16 protein-coding genes are annotated in these 20,893 nt (G+C 34.7%); 7 read left to right on the top strand and 9 right to left on the bottom strand.

Going from position 1 to position 20,893, the window contains the following annotated elements; genetic code table 11:
* Positions 1-75 precede the first annotated feature (75 nt).
* Together EQG68_RS03685 and EQG68_RS03680 are read right to left on the bottom strand one after the other, a co-directional pair.
* Positions 76-1,251: a vWA domain-containing protein gene (locus EQG68_RS03685; protein ID WP_129463434.1), complete on the bottom strand. Its 1,176-nt coding sequence runs from the start codon at positions 1,249-1,251 to the stop codon at positions 76-78.
* 26 nt (positions 1,252-1,277) lie between these two features.
* Complete coding sequence (locus EQG68_RS03680) at positions 1,278-2,600, bottom strand: hypothetical protein (RefSeq protein WP_129463433.1); 1,323 nt, start codon at positions 2,598-2,600, stop codon at positions 1,278-1,280.
* A 472-nt stretch (positions 2,601-3,072) separates the two neighbouring features.
* Here EQG68_RS03680 and EQG68_RS03675 point away from each other — a divergent pair, with 472 nt between their 5' ends.
* Together EQG68_RS03675 and EQG68_RS03670 are read left to right on the top strand one after the other, a co-directional pair.
* Positions 3,073-4,872, top strand: coding sequence for a tetratricopeptide repeat-containing sensor histidine kinase (locus tag EQG68_RS03675; RefSeq protein ID WP_129463432.1), 1,800 nt, complete (start codon positions 3,073-3,075; stop codon positions 4,870-4,872).
* The gene (locus EQG68_RS03670; RefSeq protein WP_129463431.1) at positions 4,869-5,624 is read left to right on the top strand and encodes a LytR/AlgR family response regulator transcription factor; all 756 of its coding nucleotides are present in this window, start codon (positions 4,869-4,871) and stop codon (positions 5,622-5,624) included. The genes EQG68_RS03675 and EQG68_RS03670 overlap by 4 nt, the downstream gene beginning before the upstream one ends.
* Here EQG68_RS03670 and EQG68_RS03665 read toward each other — a convergent pair.
* The 7 genes from EQG68_RS03665 to panC all read right to left on the bottom strand — a co-directional run bounded on the left by EQG68_RS03665 (position 5,617) and on the right by panC (position 11,610).
* A complete protein-coding gene (locus EQG68_RS03665) occupies positions 5,617-6,129 on the bottom strand; it encodes a hypothetical protein (protein ID WP_129463430.1) in 513 nt (170 codons plus the stop codon). The genes EQG68_RS03670 and EQG68_RS03665 overlap by 8 nt on opposite strands.
* A 186-nt stretch (positions 6,130-6,315) precedes the next feature.
* The gene (locus EQG68_RS03660) at positions 6,316-6,798 is read right to left on the bottom strand and encodes a hypothetical protein (protein WP_129463429.1); all 483 of its coding nucleotides are present in this window, start codon (positions 6,796-6,798) and stop codon (positions 6,316-6,318) included.
* Positions 6,799-6,861: 63 nt separating this feature from the next.
* The gene (gene radA, locus EQG68_RS03655) at positions 6,862-8,220 is read right to left on the bottom strand and encodes a DNA repair protein RadA (protein WP_129463428.1); all 1,359 of its coding nucleotides are present in this window, start codon (positions 8,218-8,220) and stop codon (positions 6,862-6,864) included.
* On the bottom strand, positions 8,221-9,369 hold the full coding sequence (locus EQG68_RS03650; RefSeq protein ID WP_129463427.1) for an alpha/beta hydrolase: 1,149 nt from the start codon (positions 9,367-9,369) through the stop codon (positions 8,221-8,223). It abuts the gene before it with no gap.
* Between the two features lie 61 nt (positions 9,370-9,430).
* The gene (locus EQG68_RS03645) at positions 9,431-10,393 is read right to left on the bottom strand and encodes a lysylphosphatidylglycerol synthase transmembrane domain-containing protein (protein WP_129463426.1); all 963 of its coding nucleotides are present in this window, start codon (positions 10,391-10,393) and stop codon (positions 9,431-9,433) included.
* A gap of 4 nt (positions 10,394-10,397) precedes the next feature.
* A complete protein-coding gene (panD, locus tag EQG68_RS03640; RefSeq protein WP_129463425.1) occupies positions 10,398-10,748 on the bottom strand; it encodes an aspartate 1-decarboxylase in 351 nt (116 codons plus the stop codon).
* 13 nt (positions 10,749-10,761) lie between these two features.
* Complete coding sequence (panC, locus tag EQG68_RS03635) at positions 10,762-11,610, bottom strand: pantoate--beta-alanine ligase (protein WP_129463424.1); 849 nt, start codon at positions 11,608-11,610, stop codon at positions 10,762-10,764.
* Positions 11,611-11,717: 107 nt separating this feature from the next.
* Between panC and EQG68_RS03630 the strand changes: the two genes are divergently transcribed.
* From EQG68_RS03630 to EQG68_RS03610, 5 genes are all read left to right on the top strand, one after another.
* On the top strand, positions 11,718-12,524 hold the full coding sequence (locus tag EQG68_RS03630) for a glycogen/starch synthase (protein ID WP_129463423.1): 807 nt from the start codon (positions 11,718-11,720) through the stop codon (positions 12,522-12,524).
* Between the two features lie 16 nt (positions 12,525-12,540).
* Positions 12,541-14,184, top strand: a complete 1,644-nt coding sequence (locus EQG68_RS03625; RefSeq protein ID WP_129463422.1) for a DUF4270 domain-containing protein — start codon at positions 12,541-12,543, stop codon at positions 14,182-14,184.
* 12 nt (positions 14,185-14,196) lie between these two features.
* Complete coding sequence (glmS, locus tag EQG68_RS03620; RefSeq protein ID WP_129463421.1) at positions 14,197-16,044, top strand: glutamine--fructose-6-phosphate transaminase (isomerizing); 1,848 nt, start codon at positions 14,197-14,199, stop codon at positions 16,042-16,044.
* A 294-nt stretch (positions 16,045-16,338) separates the two neighbouring features.
* On the top strand, positions 16,339-19,218 hold the full coding sequence (locus EQG68_RS03615) for a TonB-dependent receptor domain-containing protein (RefSeq protein WP_129463420.1): 2,880 nt from the start codon (positions 16,339-16,341) through the stop codon (positions 19,216-19,218).
* 25 nt (positions 19,219-19,243) lie between these two features.
* Complete coding sequence (locus EQG68_RS03610) at positions 19,244-20,803, top strand: SGNH/GDSL hydrolase family protein (RefSeq protein WP_129463562.1); 1,560 nt, start codon at positions 19,244-19,246, stop codon at positions 20,801-20,803.
* Positions 20,804-20,893 lie beyond the last annotated feature (90 nt).

The raw sequence follows: 20,893 nt of genomic DNA, 5'->3' as shown, positions 1-20,893 counted from the left end.
TTTTCATTTTTAATTAGTTACAAAAAAAACCGCCTTAAATTTCTTCAAGGCGGTTCAACCACAATCCAACTAAAATTAGTTTACTACAACATAACCTTTTGTTTTGGCAACGCTATGAATGGAGGTTGTAATGGCATTACCCAAATCGTCTTGCGTCTTAGTTTTTTTTGATTCGGCATCAATGAAAGCTTGTCGTTTTTTGGAAAGTTCTTCCATTTCTTTTTGAATGGTTTCACGTTCTTTCGTTTTTTGAGCTACGATGGTTTTAATTTCTTCTTTCGATTTGTTTTTCAACTCCGAAGGCAATTCTTCTTTTTTCAAATTGTCTAAAGCTTTGCTGTCGTTTTTAGCTTTATCCACCAAATCCCAACTGTCATTTTTATATACGGCTTTTGATTTACTTACCGCTCGTTCAGCATAATTCGCTCCCGAAATGGATTGAGCATTGGCATCTTGCACTTCCTGAGCCATTTTTTTCTCCACTCCTTTAGAACCATACCCAATATACGTTTTGTTCAATCGCACGTTGCATTGTGAAATCTGATCGTCAAAGGGCGTCACGATATACCGCACTTTGGCATTGGAATCGATGTTAAAATATTTTCCTTGTCCTACATCGGCACCGTCTTTCCACAATCCACGAATACCTTCTTCCGCACCACCACAATAAATGGTGTTGATATAAATGCCTTTTATTAACGCATCGGCAATGGCTTCTTTGTAGTTGATGGCACCTTGAGTAAAGGGCTCATTTCCTGCAATGTAAATGAGTTTCATGTTTTTTAAGCCGTCTTTCCAGGTCAGTTTTTGCGAGGCATCTTGAATCACTGCACCACAATATTCGCTGCCGCCATTGGTTCGCAAATCGAAAAGTTTTTCCGAAATTAAATCCAAATCATTGGTCAACGGGGTTACTTGTCGGATATAATTGGATGCACTGCTCAATCCATCGTTGCCGTATTCATACAAAGCAATTTCAATATCGGGTGTTTTTCCTTCGTATTTCAAAGTGGTCAGGGTGTTTACAATGTTCCACAAACGGGATTTGGCTTGTTCAATCAGTCCATCCATGCTGTTGGACGTGTCTAACAATAAAGCAACTTGAATGGTTCCTTCAGCTGTGGTTTCTTCTAGTTGTGGACTGTTTTTTCCATTTGTATTATCAGCAAGAGTAGCAGCGTTGATTTTCTTTTCGCAGCTGAATAGCACCATCGAAGTGAGTAAAGAAAAGGTTAAAACTAAATTTTTCATAAGATTGTGTTTTTAAATGGTTGAAATTATTTTTGAAGGTTTTGAATGTCATTTTCTATCGAAAGGATCATTAAGCAAGTGGCAGTACAAAAGGAAGGACTTGTGATGCAGTGGTGACCGTTCCAGCTACCGTCGGGATTTTGAATTTGCATCATTCTGCCGCCGATGTTGTCATACCATTTTTTCCAATCGTCATCGTGATTGACCACCATCGATTCGCCGGTTTGAAGGAAACTCAAGAATTCCTCACCGCCGTTGTTGCCAAAGCCATTTAATACATCTTCTCGCATCGCAGTAACTTTTGCAGATTGATAGACTTTAGTTGCCACATCATACGATTTTGCTTTTTCTTTGGAGTAACCTAAACGCTCTAAATTTTGTTCGTTTAAAACGGCATCGCGTTCCATTTTGCCTTCGGCTTTGGCTTTTTTAAAGAGTTGTTCAGCTTCTTTGGCTTCTTCGGCACTGTTTCGAACCGAACTACTCACGGCATACAACATAATTCCGGCACCATCTTCGGTTTTTGCCGATTGACTTTCCGGATTGTAATTGCTTTTTTGGTAGGCTCTGGCTTGTTGAATTTTGTCTTTATTCACTTTAACATCTTCAATTTTAGCCGCCATTTCTAATCCGGAATTGGCAAAAGATGATTGCAAAACGCCCGCCCAACCGGAGCCTCCCACTTTTCCGGAATCGCCCATTGATTTTTCAATTTTGTCCACACAAACCTGAATACCGTCTTTCACTCTTTTTTTCATCGTAGCATCCTTCAGAGTAGGAAGCAATTGATTGAAAAATTGTAAGGTCATAATGGCATCAATATGTTCGCCTAATTTTCCCTGAATTTGTGTTCCTCTGATTTGTGTGATGTAAGGTGAATTTTGGTTTTTTTCGATTTCGTTTAAAAGGAATAAAACCGATTTTTTAAGGGTTTCTTTGTGCTGACCTTTTTCCATTGAATGACCACAACGGTACAACGCCATTGCCGACATGGCTGTGGTAGCCGGATCGGAAGAAACGGCATGCGGATTTCTTTCCTTTTGATTATTTCGAGAACCCGCTCCCCAACCACCATCAGCATTTTGAGCTTGAATGAGCCATTCTTCCCCTTTAGAAATGGTTTCGATGAATTTTTGGTTGGTTTTGACTTCGGCAGCTCCTTCAATGGATTGTTCTCCCATCAACGACATAAAAACACAAGGTTGTTCTTCGTCTTCCATAATTTGATTTTGAGCAATTTCTTTTTTGGGAAGTAGTTCTTTTGTTGGTGCTGAATCATTTCCCAACAAATAAATAAACGGAACACAGCTTACTAAAGCGGATATTCCTAGCATGATTTTTGTTTTCATATTGTATTGATTTTGATTATTACGTATTATTTTGACACTAATTCACTGATTTATTTTTAACCACATAGAAACATAGTTATTTACAGATTTTAAAGGCGTTTCACTTTGCAATAGAAAAGGATAGTTATGTGAACCAAAGTTTTGGACTATATTTTCCTGTGTTTCTATGTAGTTAAATGGCATTTACAATAAATAATCTGCGAATCTGCGGCTTGTTATTTTTTTTATGTATTCAACACAGTTAATTATTTGCCGCTGATTCACAGATTATTTTGTGATGATATGCTAAAAAATCAGCGAATCAGTGGCTCATTACATCATCTGTGAAAAAGATTTTGCGTTGATTTTTTGATAAAATTACCAAGATGAACAACCCAACTTTGGGCGACTTGGTGAAACCCATTTCTGACTTGGTGAAATCGTTTTTTAAACCCGAATTAATTTTCGTACTTTACACTATAATATAAATGAGATGTATAATCGACTGAAAATAATACTGTTTGCTTTGCTTTTCCCTTTGGTGATGGTGGCTCAAGACAGCACTAAAACGAAATCGGGTAAAACTTCTGTGAGCAAAAAAGCTAAGGAAGTGGAACAAACGTTGTCTAAAAGTAATCCGGAAGCCACCGCAGATAAATATGTAGAATTGGCGAATGAATTAGATAAAAAAGGGGATTATGCCAAAGCAGAAGATTATCTGAAACGAGCTTTACCAATTTATCAAAAGCAAAAAAATAAAGACAAAATAGCGAGTACAACACGTTCGATTGCTCAAATGCAAGAGAAGCAGAATAAGGTGAAAGAAGCGATTGTTAGTTATCAATCAGCGAGTGAAGAAGCGGTTGATGTGGGTTATTCACGTGTGAACTCGAATGACGCGAGCCGATTGCAAAACAAAAGTCCGAAAGTGCAAGCCGAATATTTAGATTCGAATATCAAAATTTTAGAAAATAATGGGAAATTGGATGATGCAGCTGAAGCCTATAAACAAAAAGCGGTAGTTGATTTAAAATCGGAAAATAAAGAAATGGCGATTGAAAATTATGAAAAAGCCATTGCTGTTTCCAAAGATAAACCGGAAGAAGTGTTGAAATTAAAAAGTGAAATTTCAAAAGTCTATGCTTCGGAAAACAACTTGGATAAAGCGATTGAAATTACAAAAAACACCATTTCGGAAGCGGAAAAAATCGGAAGTGTTTCGCAACAAATTGAGCAACAGCAAACGTTGGCCGATTTGTATTTTAAAAATGAAAACCAAGACGATGCGATTGTTTTATTAGAAGAAACCTATAATTTGGCGTTAAAAAACGGACGTACTTTTGATGCCAAAAAAGCAATGTTGGCTCTGTCAGATTATTATCGAGAAAAAGGCAATCAAGCAAAAGCAATTGAGTTATATGATCAATTTCTAAATGATTTTGACCGCATGATTCAAGCAGACAGTTCGTTGGTGGATGCGAAGATTTTTCAAGTTACGGAAGAAAAAATAAAGCAATTGGAGAAAGAACGAGCGTTAAAAGATGAGTTGATTACGAAGAAAAATAAATTCAATTACGTCTTGATTGGTTCGGTGATTTTGATGCTGATTTTATTGGGATTAATTGCAAAAGCGTTGTTTTCCATCAAAAAAAAGAATAAAAAAATTGCGTTGCAATCGTTGCGAAGAGAAATGAATCCGCATTTTATTTTCAATAGTTTGAATAGTGTGAACCAATTTATTGCTCAAAATAATGAGTTGGAAGCCAATAAATACTTGACTTCCTATTCTAATTTGATGCGGAATATGATGGAAACCTCGAACAAAGATTTTATTTCGCTAGCCAATGAATTAGAGCAGATAAAGAAGTATTTAGATTTAGAACATTTACGTTTTCAAGACAAATTTAAGTATGAAATTAAGGTGGATGAAAAGCTGGATACCGATGCGATTTTAGTTCCGAATATGTTGATTCAACCCCATTTGGAAAACGCCATATGGCATGGTTTGCGGTACAGAGAAACAAAAGGAAAACTGAAAGTGACCTTTACGGAAGAAAATCAATTAATCAAAGTTTCGATTGAAGATAACGGCATAGGTGTTGAAAAAAACAAAGAATTGAAAACGCAAAACCAAAAAGTGCACGAATCCAGAGGATTAAACAATGTGGAGGAACGAATTAATTTACTAAATGATTTGTATCATCAACAGATTTCTTATACGATTTCTTCCGGTTCAGACGGAAACGGAACGTTGGTCACACTTTATTTTTCTAAAACCACCAAAGTGGTATGAACGATTTTCAAAAAATAAAAAGTGTCATTGTTGAGGATGAATCGGCGGCTCGCGAAGCGTTGAAAAATTACTTGGCCAAATATTGTCCTCAAATTCAAATCATTCGCGAAGCACAAAACAGTCGGGAAGCGATTCCGTTGTTGCACGAACTACAACCACAATTGGTTTTTTTGGATGTAGAAATGCCGTTTGGCAATGCGTTTGATGTGTTGGAAGGCTGCAAAGATTTGCATTTTGAAACGATTTTTGTCACTGCTTTTTCCGAATATTCGTTGAAAGCGTTGAACCAAAGTGCGGCGTATTATTTGCTGAAACCCATCAGCATTGAAGAATTGATTTTGGCCGTCAACAAAGTACAGCAACAATTGATGAAACAGGAATTATTCAACCGAAATCAAATCATTGTTCAAAATTTTAGGGAACCAAAAATTGAAAAGCAACAAGTCATTCTGCCCACCTTAGAAGGTTTTGAAGTGGTGAAAATGGAAGAGATCGTCCGTTTGCGAGGCAATGGCAACTTTACGGATATTCATTTAGCCGATGGTTCAAAAAAAATGGTCTGCCGTTTTTTGAAACACTTTGATGAACTATTGGATTTTCCGTTTATGAGGGTGCACAAATCGCACATCATCAATTTGAATTATGTGAAATCCTATCACAAATCATTGGGTGGTTATGTGATGCTTTTTGATGAAACAGAGATTGAGATTTCTGTGGGTTATAAGGAGGAGTTTTTGAGAAAATTTAAATAAGCGTGCTCAATAACATTTCGACCTTTACTTTTTGTTCAACATATTTTTTCTGCAATTCCGAACCAACTTCCATTCGGTTATAATAGTCCAATGCTTTACTTGCAAATGCTTTTTTATGGAAATCAGAAAGTTCCGGAATTTGAGGAAATTGTTTATGAAATAAATTTTCGTAGTAGGCTTGCCATTCGCGTTCGTTTTTATCTTCTACAAGTGTTTCTATTGCTTTTTGTTGCACATGAATCATTTCGTGTGCCAATAAATTCAGCATCAGATTTAAAGGAAATTCAAATGTATTTTCCGGAATTCGAATGATTTGCGGACCACCCAAAATTCCTTCGGTAGTCATTAAAATAAAATCAGGTTTGGCTTTTTCTCTCAACTCAAAACCTTTGAAATTGGGATGGTTTAAGTTGTATTCTGTAATTAAAAATTCGGCAACATGAATCGTTTCACCTTGTTCGTGAAAACTATTCACCCATTGAATGATTTCTTGATATGCTTTCAAAAGTCATTTCTTAGCCAAATAACTAAGGTTTAATTTTTACGATTTTGTCTTTACGTATCACAACTAAATATGATTGCTTCTGCTTTTTAAAAACAAGTAATTTTTCATACGTTTTTTCGAGACCTTCGATTATTTTATTTTTTATTTCGATTTGTTTCTCAATTGTTGTCATAGTATTTTATATACTTAAGGGTTACTATTTTTTGGGAACTTAGAATACACTTTTTTGATTTTTTCAATTCTTTCTATGTCTAGTTTTGTGATAATTCTATCTGAACTATCAAAACAATCAAGAATTGCAAAAATAGTTGCTATTTCATATAATTTATTGGTAGAATCAACAGGGCTGTAGCCTCCATCAATCATTTCAACTTTGAAGTACATGTCTTCATTTTTCAAAACTTTTACTAATGAAATAAAAAAGTTTAATACATCTATTACGGTTTCTGAAAATTCTAATGGGATTAAGTCCTCATTCCATTCAATAGTTGAAACAAATGATTCTTTAATATTGACAGATATTTTTAACTCAATATACGCATACTTTTCCATCTTTTTATACAATCCTCTTCCATGTAAATCAGAATTATCCCATTCAATTATTTTAGGAATGATTTTATTGAATATCTTTTCATTTGAAAACTGTTCTTTAATTAGTTTAATTTCCATAATTTTAAATTTATCAAACTTTGGTATCCTTTCGTTTCCTGATATGCTTTCAAAAGATATTTTTTAGCCAAATAGTTCGCTTACCACATCTTCAATCTTCGCCACTAATTTCACTTGAATCAAGGTTTCTTTCAACGAAATTTTATTGTATTTCGAAACAAAGATGGTCGAAAAACCTAATTTTTCCGCTTCCAAAATACGTTGTTCCACACGGTTCACGGGACGAATTTCTCCGGCTAAACCTACTTCTCCGGCAAAGCAAAAATCTTTCCCCACCGGAATGTCTTCATTGGAGGATAGAATGGCAGCAACTACAGCTAAATCAATCGCCGGATCATCGACAGAAATTCCGCCGGTCACATTCAAAAAAACGTCTTTTGCTCCCAAACGAAATCCGGCTCGTTTTTCTAAAACCGCCAAAATCATATTGAGCCGTTTGGCATTGTATCCTGTCGTACTGCGTTGAGGTGTACCATAAACTGCGGTGCTGACTAACGCTTGAATCTCTATCATCAGCGGTCGCATACCTTCTAACGTAGAAGCGATGGCAGTTCCGGACAGTTCTTCGTTTTTATGCGAAATCAGTATTTCGGATGGATTGGCGACTTCACGCAAACCGGAACCTTGCATTTCATAAATGCCGATTTCGGCGGTAGAACCAAAACGGTTTTTGAGTGAACGTAAAATTCGGTACACGTGATTGCGGTCGCCTTCGAATTGCAGAACGGTATCCACCATGTGTTCTAAAATTTTTGGACCGGCAATGGTTCCGTCTTTCGTAATGTGACCAATCAAAAGCACTGGGACATTCGTTTCTTTGGCAAATTTGATGAGTTCTGCGGTACATTCGCGGATTTGCGAAATACTTCCGGCAGTCGATTCAATATAATCGGTATGTAAGGTTTGAATGGAATCGATGATGACTATCTCCGGTTCCATTTCCTGAATTTGTTTGAAGATGTTTTGTGTTTTAGTTTCCGTAAGAATAAAACAGTTTTCAAATCGGTTTTCAATTCGCTCCGCACGCATTTTGATTTGTTTCTGGCTTTCTTCTCCGGAAACATATAAGGTTTTATAAGGTAATTTTAAAGCAATTTGTAATAAAAGCGTACTTTTTCCAATACCTGGTTCGCCGCCCAAAAGAGTCAAAGAGCCGGGCACTAATCCGCCACCAAGCACTCGATTCAATTCGCCGTCTGAAGTATCCAGACGAATTTCTTGAGTGGAATCAATATCTTTAATACGAAGGGGTTTTGGAGTTTTTTTTACTTCAGAAGTGGGCTTCCAACTGGTTTTTTCTTCTTTTTGAATTACTTCTTCAACGATAGTGTTCCATTCTTTGCAAGCGTTACATTGACCTTGCCACTTAGAATATTGTGAGCCGCAATTTTGACAAAAAAAGGAGGTTTTAATTTTAGCCATTTAGTTCATTAATTGCTTCATTTCTTCCGATTTGTCATACATCATATCTTTGGTCAATTCACCAATTGGTTCCTTCTGAAAAGCACTTAAGTATTTTTTCTGAGCTCTTTTATAATCTTCTTTGCGTTCATACATTTGAGCCATATAATAATCCGACAACATTGATTTTCCATAATGTTTGTCTGCCAAAATGGCTAATTCATCGAATTCATTATACATTTTATTCTTGACAATAGCGGCTTCTATTGCTCTAAAATCATTTAAACGAATGGGCATTTGAATGTTAAGTGTTTTTTCTAAGGTGTTATATTTTTCTTTTAAATACTCAACATAACCGTATTCTAACTTTACAATTTTATCGTTGAATTCATTGGTTGTTATCGGCTGATAAACGGCAAAAAATTGATATAAAGCATTTGGTATAGAATGTAGAACGAGTGAGTAATGTGAAGCACCAATGAATTCATCAAATTTATAATTCAACGTTTCTTTTTGAATAACTTTTACTTTTTCATCTAATTCTTTTGTTTGTTTTTGAATTTTTTTCAAATCACCATCTGCAGTAGATTGATAATAATAGATTGGTTTTGCAATGGCATTTAATCGTTCCGGAATACGGTTTTCCATATCTAAAGCTAGTTCTGGGCTTAATGAAATAAATGCATCAAATATGGGATTATCTTTATATAAAAAGAAGTTTATAAAACCAGCGGTAGTGTCATGTCCGGCAATAATTTTAAAAGGAGCAACTCGATAGGTTTTTTGTAAATAAGGCATTAATTCTGTACCGATAAAATCAAAAAAATTAGCACCTGTTTCAATGGGTAAGCCACTTTCTTCATCATACTCACTATCTGCGTATCGTTCTTCTTGTTTGTTTTGAGAAATCCCCACTAAAATCACTTCAGGTAAATCATCCCAATAATTTCCAAATTTTAAAGCACCTTGAAATGGCTCGAATAAATATTCACCATCCAAAACCAACAACAACGGAAATTTTTGATTATTATCTTTTTCGTATGAAGGAGGAAGCGTTATATAAATGTCGCGATCTCCACCTAGTTTTTGAGAAGAAAAGGTTTCTACTGTTTTTTGAGCATAACCACTCAATGCAAAAAATAAAACGGCAATAATTTGAACTAATTTCATCTGTTTTCGGTTTTGGAAATGAAGTGATTCACTTCAATTTTTTCGAAAGCAAGATAGTAAATTATTTGTTTTTGTTTAAAATGGGAAGCAATAAAAATGAAAGAGTACCTAAAAGGACAACCATAAGTGTTTGCGAAGTCCATACCAACCAACCAAACGCGGTTCCGGCTGTTTCAGGAACATTATACAATAAAAGAATTTCTGCCATCAAAAACGGATAGGCTCCAAAACCGGAATTGGTTAATGTGATGGCAAGTCCACCCACTATAAAAGAAATGACAACAGTACTTAAAGTCAAGTCACTTGTTTCGGGTAGGGCAAAAATGGTAATGTAAAACATAAAAAAATAACTGGCCCAAATCAGTAATGAGTGAAATAGGAAAGCCCATTTTTTCTCCATTTGCCAGATGCTGAAAACACCATCCAATAAACCGGAAATTTTTTGTTTTATAGTTTGGATTAATTTAAACTTAGAATAGCGAAACATCAAAATAACACTTATCAATAAAGTCACACCAATTCCTATAATAAACATTAATTTTTGGAATGGAATTTTATCTAAAACAAATGCTTTTAAAACATCAAATTCCAGAAAAAAAGCTAATCCAATAAATGATAATAGAAAAAAAGTATCGACTACTCTTTCAGCAATGATGGTACCGAAGGCTTTATCAAACGGAACATCCTCATATTTTTTTAGAATCAAAGCCCTAGAAACTTCGCCAGAACGCGGAATCGACATGTTGATGAAATAGCCAATGCAAACAGCCATTACATTTGTAGAAATTTTTGGTTTATAACCCAAATGTTCCAAGGTGTATCTCCATCGATAACCTCTTGACCACAAAGCCACTGCACTAATTAGCAACGAGATATAAATATAGAAATAATCTGCATTTTTAAATTGCAGTTTAATTTCTTCTAATTGTTCCGGAGTAAATTTATTGTAAGTATAAATAACTAATGCCAATCCCAATAAAATTGGGAGAAGAATTGAAAGCCATTTGCCGATTTTTTGTTTCAAGGGATTAGGTCAACGAATTATCGTTTTCATTAGGAAAAACCAAGGCTGGTTTGAAAGTTTTTGCTTCCTCAAAATCAAGAATTCCGTAGGCTATAATGATTATAATATCTCCTTTTTGCACTTTTCTTGCGGCCGGACCATTCAAAGTAATTTCGCCGCTATTGCGATTTCCCTTAATTACATAGGTTTCTAATCGTTCGCCATTGTTTATGTTCACGATAGCAACTTTTTCACCTTCCACAAGATTGGAAGCTTCCATGAGGGCCTCGTCGATAGTAATACTACCGATGTAATTTAAATCTGCTCCAGTCACCTTAACACGGTGAATCTTGGATTTTACAACTTGAATTTGCATGGTGCAAAGGTAATTAATTTAATGAAATAGTATCAATCAATCGAATGTTGTTAACAAAAACAGCAATAAAAGCACGGTATTTTTTGTTTTTCGATCTGCGTAAACAAGGTTTTAACGTGGCTTCATCGGCAATTTGAAAATATTCCAATGAGAATTTCGGATAATTTTCAAATGTTTTTTTAACAAAATTCGAAACTTCATTAGCAGATTTCGTGCCAAACATTTTTTTAGAAGCGGTTAATGTTTTGAAAATCAATGCGGCTTCTTCTTTTTCTGTGACTGATAAACGTTCGTTTCGTGAACTCATGGCTAAACCGTTTTTTTCACGATGGATTGGACAACCAATGACATTTACCGGTATTTTATATTTCTGAACTAATTTTTTGATAATCTGTAATTGTTGAAAATCTTTTTCGCCGAAATAGGAATTGGTAGGTTGAACGATTTCAAATAATCGTTTTACAATTGTTCCAACTCCGTCAAAATGTCCCGGTCGGTGTTTACCTTCCATTTGATGTTCTAAACCATCATAATCAAACGATTCTGAAACAGTATTTCCCTCGTAAATATCATCAACAGATGGAGCAAAAACTATTATTTTATTGCTTATTGTTGCAATTTTCTTTACATCTCTTTCTAGTGTGCGGGGATATTTTTCTAGATCTTCGGCATTGTTAAATTGCGTAGGATTTACAAATATACTCATCACAACGATTTCATTTTCTTGTAGTGCTTTTCTGAGTAACGACAGGTGTCCGTCGTGCAGTGCTCCCATAGTAGGTACAAATCCGATGGTGGTTTTTGAAGCCAAAAAAGGAAATAAATAGGCTTTAAGATCGGTTTGTTTGTTGAAAATGAGCATATATTTTTTATTTGTTTCGGTGCAAACTTACTATTTTACTTAAATATCTGCATAAAATTTTGTAATTTTGCATGCTTTAAAAACCTAAACGATAAAGTTCAAAACGTATGGAGGATAAGAGGATATTGTATGTATCATCTGAGGTAGTGCCTTATTTAGCAGAAAATGAAGTGTCAATCATGTCGTATGATGTTCCCAAAATGGTCAATGATTTGGGTGGTCAAATACGAATTTTCATGCCAAGATATGGAAATATTAATGAGAGAAGACATCAATTGCATGAGGTAATCAGGTTGTCTGGAATGAATTTGGTGGTGAATGATTTAGATATGCCTTTGATTATTAAAGTTGCTTCCATTCCTAAAGAAAGAATTCAGGTTTATTTTATTGACAATGATGAGTATTTTAAACGGAAAGCAACTTTTACTGATGAAGACGGAAAATTATACGCAGATAATGACGAAAGAGCTATCTTTTTTGCCAAAGGAGTGGTTGAAACAGTAAAAAAATTAAATTGGGTTCCGGATATTATTCATGTACACGGTTGGTTAGCTTCATTATTGCCTATTTACATGAAACATTACTACAAAGACGAAGCTCTTTTTTCGGACACGAAAATTGTGACATCCGTTTACGCCCAAACTTTTGAAGGTAACTTAGACATGGAACTGATTAATAAAATTAAATTTGATGGAGTTCCTCATGAATCAGTTTCGGTATTAGAACTACCAAATTATGAAAATTTGATTAAAGCTTCGGTAGAAAATTCTGATGCTGTGATAATTGCCTCTGAAAATTTATCTTCAAGTTTAACAAAATTTATAGAAGCTTCAGGAAAACCTTTTTTACCTTTCATCCCGAAAGAGGAATATCCAGAACATTATACTAATTTCTATAAAAACAAGGTTCTTTAAATTTTATTTATTACAAATGATTTCAAAAAAAATAATTCAATATACTTCTATTGCAGTACTTTTTTTATCACTTTTTTCATGTGACAAGGAGTTTAATACAATAGGGGGTAATGTGATTGGCGATGATCACTTTCAATTTGGAATAAAAGATCAAAACGCTACCGTAATTGCTTTTAACCAAGATTTAGGAGCTGTACAAACCAATAATTTAACGGTTAATCCTTTAGGGATTTATCATAACACGGCATTTGGTAGAACTACGGCTCATTTTGTGACCCAGTTGTCTCTTCCTACAACTGTTCCAGCATTTACTATGATTAACAATCCTCCAATGATAGAGGAGGTAACACTTTATATTCCATATTTCAGTAATAAAGGTATAACTGATGATGAAGGTATTACTAGTTACACAATTGATTCAGTTTATGGAACATCAAAATTAAAATTAAGTGTTTTTGAAAACGGATACTTTCTTAGGGATTTTGATCCAAACACTCAGTTTACAGAAGCACAAAAATATTATTCTGATCAATTAGTTGACTTCGAAAATAATAAAAGAGGGGCATCAGCTGATGGGACTTCTATACTAGGTGGAGAACGATTGAATAATGCATTAGATATTGCCGAAAATGATCAATTCTTTTTTGATAATTCTGAAATTAGTGTCATTAATGTCGATGAAGAAGGTGAGTTTCAAACAACCAAATTAGCACCCGGAATTTATCTAAATTTGAATAAAGACTTTTTTCAAAAGAAAATTATTGGGGGCTACAATCAAAACAAGCTAATCAACAATAACGTATTTAAAGATTATTTTCGAGGTTTGTATTTTAAAGTTGAAGCTTCAGACGTAGAACCAAATGGTAATGGTTTAGCAATGCTTAATTTTGCCGGAGGAAAATTAAGCATAAAATATAAGGAAGATAAAGAGACAAATGTTAACGGAACAAATGTAGTTGAAAGAACAAATAAAATATTAGATATTAATTTAAGTGGAAATACAGTCAGTTTGATAGATCAAGATAGAACAACCAATTATACGAATATATTAAATTCTACTAACACGACTCAAGGAGATGAACGGTTATATATGCATGGAGGACCTGGTTCTATGGCTGTAATTAATTTATTTAACCGTGATGAAAATGGCGAATCGGCCGAGTTAGAGGAATATCGTTCTAATAGATGGTTGATTAATGAAGCTAATTTAACTTTCAGAATCGATCGTGATATTATGGGAGATAATAATGAACCAAGAAGAATATATTTATATGATTTGAAAAATAAAAGAGCACTAATAGATTATGTAAACGATTTTACTGTGAATGCTAGTAAACCTAAATTTGGTAAATCTGTCCATGATGGTATAATCAGAATAGAAGATGAAAAGGGAGTTATGTACAAAATTAGAATAACAAATCATATTTCAAATTTATTAAAAAACCCAGATTCTACTAACGTACAGTTAGGTTTAGTTGTAACGGAAGACATTGCAAATGTTGGAAATTATAAATTAAAAAACTCAACGACAAGTGGTATAAGCGACGTACCTATTGCTTCTATTATGAATCCTTTGGGGACGGTGTTGTACGGAAGTAAATCTTCTGTACCTTTGGAAAAAAGATTAAAATTAGAAATTTACTATACTAAACCTGACTAAATAGTTAAAATTATGTGTGGAATTGTTGGATATATTGGAAAACGTGACGCTTATTCAATTGTTATAAAAGGACTTAAGCGTTTAGAGTACAGAGGTTATGACAGTGCCGGAATCATGCTACATGATGGCAAAGACCTCAAGGTTTCAAAAACCAAAGGAAAAGTAACAGACTTAGAAGAAGTGTCATCAAAAGATAATAATTTCTTTGGGTCTATTGGAATGGGTCACACGCGTTGGGCTACGCATGGAGTACCAAATGATGTGAATTCACATCCTCATTTATCAAATTCAGGTAACATTGCAATAATTCATAATGGTATCATAGAAAATTATGAACCTTTAAAAAAGGAGTTAATGAAACGAGGTTATGTATTTCATTCTGATACTGACACCGAAGTTTTAGTTAATTTAATTGAAGACGTTCAGAAAAATGAAAATTTAAAACTCGGAAAAGCCGTTCAAGTTGCCTTAAACCAAGTTGTTGGAGCTTATGCTATTGCTGTTTTTGACAAAAATAAACCTGACGAAATAGTAGTAGCTAGATTAGGAAGTCCTCTTGCTATTGGAATTGGCGAAGGCGAATTTTTTGTAGCTTCCGATGCTTCTCCATTTATTGAATATACCTCCAATGCGATCTATTTGGAAGATGAAGAAATGGCAATTGTTCGTTTACACAAACCTATTAAAGTACGCAAAATTAAAGACGACACTTTAGTAGATCCTTATGTTCAAGAGTTAAAAATGAACTTAGAACAAATTGAAAAAGGCGGCTACGATCATTTCATGTTGAAAGAAATCTATGAGCAACCCAACGTAATTAAAGATACCTATCGCGGAAGATTACTTTCAAACAAAGGTATTATTCAAATGGCAGGAGTGGAAGATAATTTGGAAAAATTCCTAAATGCGGAACGTATCATTATCGTTGCTTGTGGAACTTCATGGCATGCCGGATTGGTCGCAGAATACATTTTTGAGGAATTTGCCAGAATTCCGGTAGAAGTAGAATATGCATCTGAATTCAGATATAGAAACCCAATTATCAATAAAAAAGATATTGTTGTCGCTATTTCTCAATCAGGAGAAACAGCTGATACTTTGGCTGCTATCAAATTAGCTAAAGAAAACGGAGCTTTTGTTTTTGGCGTTTGTAACGTGGTTGGTTCGTCCATTTCAAGAGAAACGGATGCAGGAGCCTACACACATGCCGGTCCGGAAATCGGAGTGGCATCCACAAAAGCATTTACAACACAAATTACGGTTTTAACCCTTATTGCTTTACGTTTGGCAAAAGCAAAAGGAACCATGTCAAATTCTGATTACCATCGTTATTTATTAGAATTGGAAATGATTCCGGAAAAAGTAGAAGAAGCTCTTGAAACAAATGATATTGCTAAAGAAATTGCAGGAATTTACAAAGACTCTCCGAACTGTTTGTATTTAGGAAGAGGGTATAATTTCCCTGTAGCATTAGAAGGGGCTTTGAAATTAAAAGAAATTTCCTATATTCATGCAGAAGGATATCCTGCGGCAGAAATGAAGCACGGACCAATTGCTTTAATTGATGAATCGATGCCTGTGGTTGTAATTGCACCAAAAATGGGTCACTATGATAAAGTAGTGAGTAACATTCAAGAAATTAAATCCAGAAGTGGAAAAATAATTGCGGTCGTAACCAAAGGAGATACACAAGTAAGAGAATTAGCAGACCATGTGATAGAGATCCCTGAAACATCAGATGCTCTTTCACCTTTATTGACAACCATACCATTACAATTACTTTCCTATCACATTGCAGTAATGAGAGGTTGTAATGTAGACCAACCAAGAAATTTAGCCAAATCAGTTACGGTTGAATAAATTTAATTTCTACAATTATATCTTGAAGCGAACATTTTTATGTTCGCTTTTTTATTTTTTTTATTTTTTCAATAAAGTTGCTAAATTGTTAACTAAAGCTTAAAAATTTATATGAACGCATAGTAAATAATGTTAAATTCTTCAAATTCTTAAAAATAATTCAATGATTTGTGTTACGAAATGTTTAAAAATGAAATATTTTAAATGATAAAAGTTATAAATTATGTCACTTTTTTTATTAATTTCAAAAATATTTGTACTTTGGTAACGTAAACTAACAAAAACTCTAACTTTATGAAATTGAAATTAATTCTTCTCACATTGTTTTTTTGTAGCATTTCTCTTGCTCAAACAACAATTAAGGGATCAGTTGCTGATAATACAAATCAGCCAATTCCGGGGGCTAACATCAAAATTGTTGGCGAAGATATAGGTACAACAACCGATTTTGACGGAAATTTTACCTTAACCACACAAAAAAAACCACCTTTTACAATAGAGATTTCTTCAATTGGTTTTGCAACCAAAAGAGAAGAAATTAAGTCTAATAACCAAAAAATCAGTGCCGTTTTGGCTGAGGAAGAAACAAGACTTGATGAAATTGTAGTATCAGCATCAAGAGCACCGGAAAGGGTAAGGGAGTCTCCGGTTACAATTGAAAGAATGAGTGTTAGAGATATAAAAAAATCGGCATCCGTTACTTTTTATGATGGTCTAGAAAACCTTAAAGAGGTACACATGAATACTAGTAGTATGTCATTTAAATCTATCAATACTAGGGGTTTTGCAACTGTTGCTAACACACGTTTTATGCAATTGGTTGACGGAATGGACAACTCATCTCCATTATTAAATTTTGTATTAGGAAATTTAATTGGAGTATCTGAAATCGATGTAGCTAGTGTTGAATTATTACCGGGTGCATCTTCTGCATTATATGGGGCAAATGCTTTTAATGGTATTTTGTTCATGACCAGCAAGAGTCCATTTACTCACCAAGGAATAAGTGCTTATGCCAAGGTTGGACAAACCAGCCAAGAAGCAGCAGGAAATAACTTGTATTATGATTACGGAGTTAGAGCAGCCAAAGCATTTACACCTCATTTTGCAGCCAAAGCAAATTTCACTTTTATGAGCGGAACAGATTGGTTTGCTACAGATTATAGAGATAAAGATTTGGTAAATAAAATTGGGGCTGATAGAACAGATCCAAACTATAATGGTATTAATGTATATGGTGATGTGGTTTCCACTAATATTAGAAGTGTAGCTTCAGGATTGCTTAATGCAGGTGCAATTACACCAGCTCAATTTACTGTTTTCAATGCAGTATTGCCAAACGTAAATGTTTCTAGAACTGGATATAACGAAGTTGATATTACTGATAATAAAGTTAGAAATGCAAAAATTGATTTTTCTTTACACTTTAAACCTTGGGCTACCGGAAGTACAGAGTGGGCAAAAGAGATAGAATTTATATGGCAAAGTAAATTTGGATTCGGAAATACAGTTTATCAAGGTGCAAATAGATATTACTTAAACGGTTTTGAAATGCAACAGCACAAAATAGAAGTAATAGGTAAAAATTTCTTTGCTAGAGGATATGTAACCTCTGAAGATGGAGGTAACTCCTATGATATGGAATTTACTGCGGTAAATGTAAACAGAAGATGGAAACCCGATTCTACTTGGTTTGGTCAGTATGCTGGGGCTTATGTGCAATCTACCCTAGCTGGAGCTACACCTGCTCAAGCTCATGCTTCAGCAAGAAATGTTGCCGATACAGGAAGATTTTTACCGGGAACGCCTGAGTTTATTAATGCATTCAATCAGGTGATTGCTGATCCAGATGTTTTAACTGGTTCTAAGTTAGTGGATAATTCAAAAATTTATCATGCAGACGCTAATTATAACTTTAGAGACCTTTTAAAATTTGCTGAAATTCAAATAGGAGGTTCGTATAGAATTTATGATTTGAATTCTTTTGGAAGAATTTATACGGATACACCTGAATTTGGACCGATAGATTACGAAGAATATGGTGTTTATACTCAAGTTCAAAAGAAATTTTTAAAAGATAAATTCAAATTCACAGGTTCGGTTCGCTATGATAAAAGCCAAAATTTCGACGGCAATTTTTCTCCTAGAGTATCTTTGGTTTTTTCACCGGATGAAAGAAAAAACCACAACTTTAGAGCTTCATTTCAAACCGGTTTCCGTAACCCAACTACACAAGATCAATACATTGGGTTTAATGTAGGGAATGCAGTTTTAATCGGTTCTGCACCGGATAATTTAGATCGTTACAGAGAAACGTTACCTGTAACAACAGCTGAGGGACAATTTTTCGCTGGAGGTAACTCTGTTGTGTTAACTGGACAAAACGCCTATTACAATTCCTATACTGCTACCTCTGTTCAGGCATTTGCAGCTTTAGCTGGTTCAGACCCTGTTGCAGCTTCAGCATTATTAAGAAGAACAAATGTAGATCTAGTAAAACCAGAAACGGTAAAAGCTTTTGAATTGGGCTACAGAGGTCAGTTTGAAAATTTCTCATACGACATTAATGGATACTATAATATTTATAATGACTTTATTGGTAATCTTAACGTTGTTGCTCCTTTATATGGAATAGCACAAGATTCTCCTAATCCTGCTGCAGGTCCAACCGATTTAGGTTTCCAAACTCTACACGCTATTCAAACAGGAAATATCAGAGCTTATCAATTATATACAAACACTGACATCGAAATTAAATCATTAGGTTTTGGTTTAGGCCTTTCCACTAAAATCTACAAAGATTTTGAAATTGGAGCTAATTACAACTATGCTGAGTTTAGCTTTGACCAAGCTTTAGATCCAAGTTTTGAAGCCGGATTTAACACACCAAAACATAGAGTAAAAGGATCGTTAAGTAATGATAAATTGTTCAAAAACTTTGGATTTAACGTTAGTGCAAGATGGAATTCAGAATATTTATGGCAATCCACTTTTGTTGATGGTATAATAGAAGAAGCTACCGTTATCGATGCACAAATTAACTATGCTATTCCTAAATTAAAAACAATAGTGAAAGTGGGAGCAACTAATCTAGGAGGACAAGAGTATATTCAAGTATTAGGTGCAGGTGCAATTGGTCAACAATTCTTTGTTGGATTAACTATTAACCAATAATCAACGAATTTAAATTTATATGAAAATGATAAAAAATAATAAATGGCTTTTATTGGTTGCTATGACCATGATAGCATGTAGTGACGACGATACAGTAGTTGTTAATGAAACTGCTGATGGATTACCTTTAACTGCTGGTTCTGCTGATTTTTCTAAATATGTTTCTTTAGGAAATTCATTAACAGCAGGATATAGTGACAATGCCCTTTTTATAGAAGGACAAACGAATTCATTTCCGGCCATTTTAGCAAGTCAATTTGCCTTAGTGGGTGGTGGAGAATTCAAAATTCCGTTCATGAATGATAACGTTGGTGGATTACTCCTAGGAGGAAATCTAATTGCAGGTCCAAGACTATATTTTAATGGTTCTGGTCCGGTTCCGGTATCAGAAATTCCTTCGACAGAGGTTTCAACTGTTTTGTCAGGACCTTTTAATAACATGGGTGTTCCAGGAGCAAAAAGTTATCATTTGGTAGCTCCTGGTTACGGAAACGTTGCAGGTGTAGCTTTAGGACAATCTAATCCTTACTATGTTCGCTTTGCATCTTCTCCGTCTGCAACAGTATTAGGAGATGCAGTTGCTCAAAACCCAACATTTTTTTCATTATGGATTGGAAATAATGATGTATTAGGTTATGCCACCTCTGGAGGAGCCGGTACAAATCAATTAGGAAATTTAAACCCAGCTACTTATGGTGGAAATGATATTACAGACCCAACCGTTTTTGCAAGCGTTTATTCCACTATTTTAGATGGACTAACTGCAGGAGGAGCCAAAGGGATTGTAGCTAATATTCCTGATGTTACTTCAGTTCCATATTTTACTACTGTTCCTACCAACCCAATACCAGGATTGCCAAGTGCTAATGCAACTTCATTAAATCAATTATTTGGTGGAATCAATGCAGCTCTTGCAGGGGCAGGATTACCGGCTCGTTATGTAACATTGTTGGCTGATGATGGAAATTCGGCTACTGTTGAGGCAAATCCTTTGTTAATAGTTGATGAATCCTTAATCAATATTTCAGCTCAAATAACAGCAGCACTTACGCCTATTTATGGAGCTCCTACAGCGGCTTTCTTAGGGAATTTGTTTGGACAAACAAGACACGCCAGTAATGCATCGGGTTCGAGAGATTATATTGTTTTAACCGCTAGCGGATTGATTGGAACGACCACATCAGCTGCTCCGGCACCATTTAACACTGTTGGAGTTTCTTATCCAATGCAAGATAACACAGTGTTGACAGCTGATGAGACTGCTCAAGTCAAAACTGCAACTGACGCTTTTAATGCAACTATTCAATCTTTAGCTTCAGCTAAAGGACTTGCTTTTGTTGATGCTAATTCACTTTTAAATCAAGTTTCAAACGGAGGGATTACAGCTAATAACTTTACAGTTACTTCAAACTTTGTAACTGGAGGAGGGTTTTCATTAGACGGAGTTCATCCTAGCCCAAGAGGCTATGCATTAATTGCTAATAAATTTTTTGAAGCAATTAACGCAACGTATGGTTCAAACTTTAAAGGGGTTAATATAGGTGATTACAGAATATTGTATCCCCAAAATTCAGCAAACTTTTAATTAGATTAAATATTATCAAAACCACCTCTAATACAGGTGGTTTTTTTATTTTTCTACACTATTTTTAGGTCTTGAGAAGCATTACTTCGA

It is taken from the genome of Flavobacterium piscinae (genome assembly GCF_004122145.1).
In the GTDB taxonomy this organism is placed as follows: Bacteria; Bacteroidota; Bacteroidia; order Flavobacteriales; family Flavobacteriaceae; genus Flavobacterium; species Flavobacterium piscinae.
The sequence above is the reverse complement of the archived record's forward strand: the minus strand, read 5'-3'. Positions and strand labels throughout refer to the sequence as shown.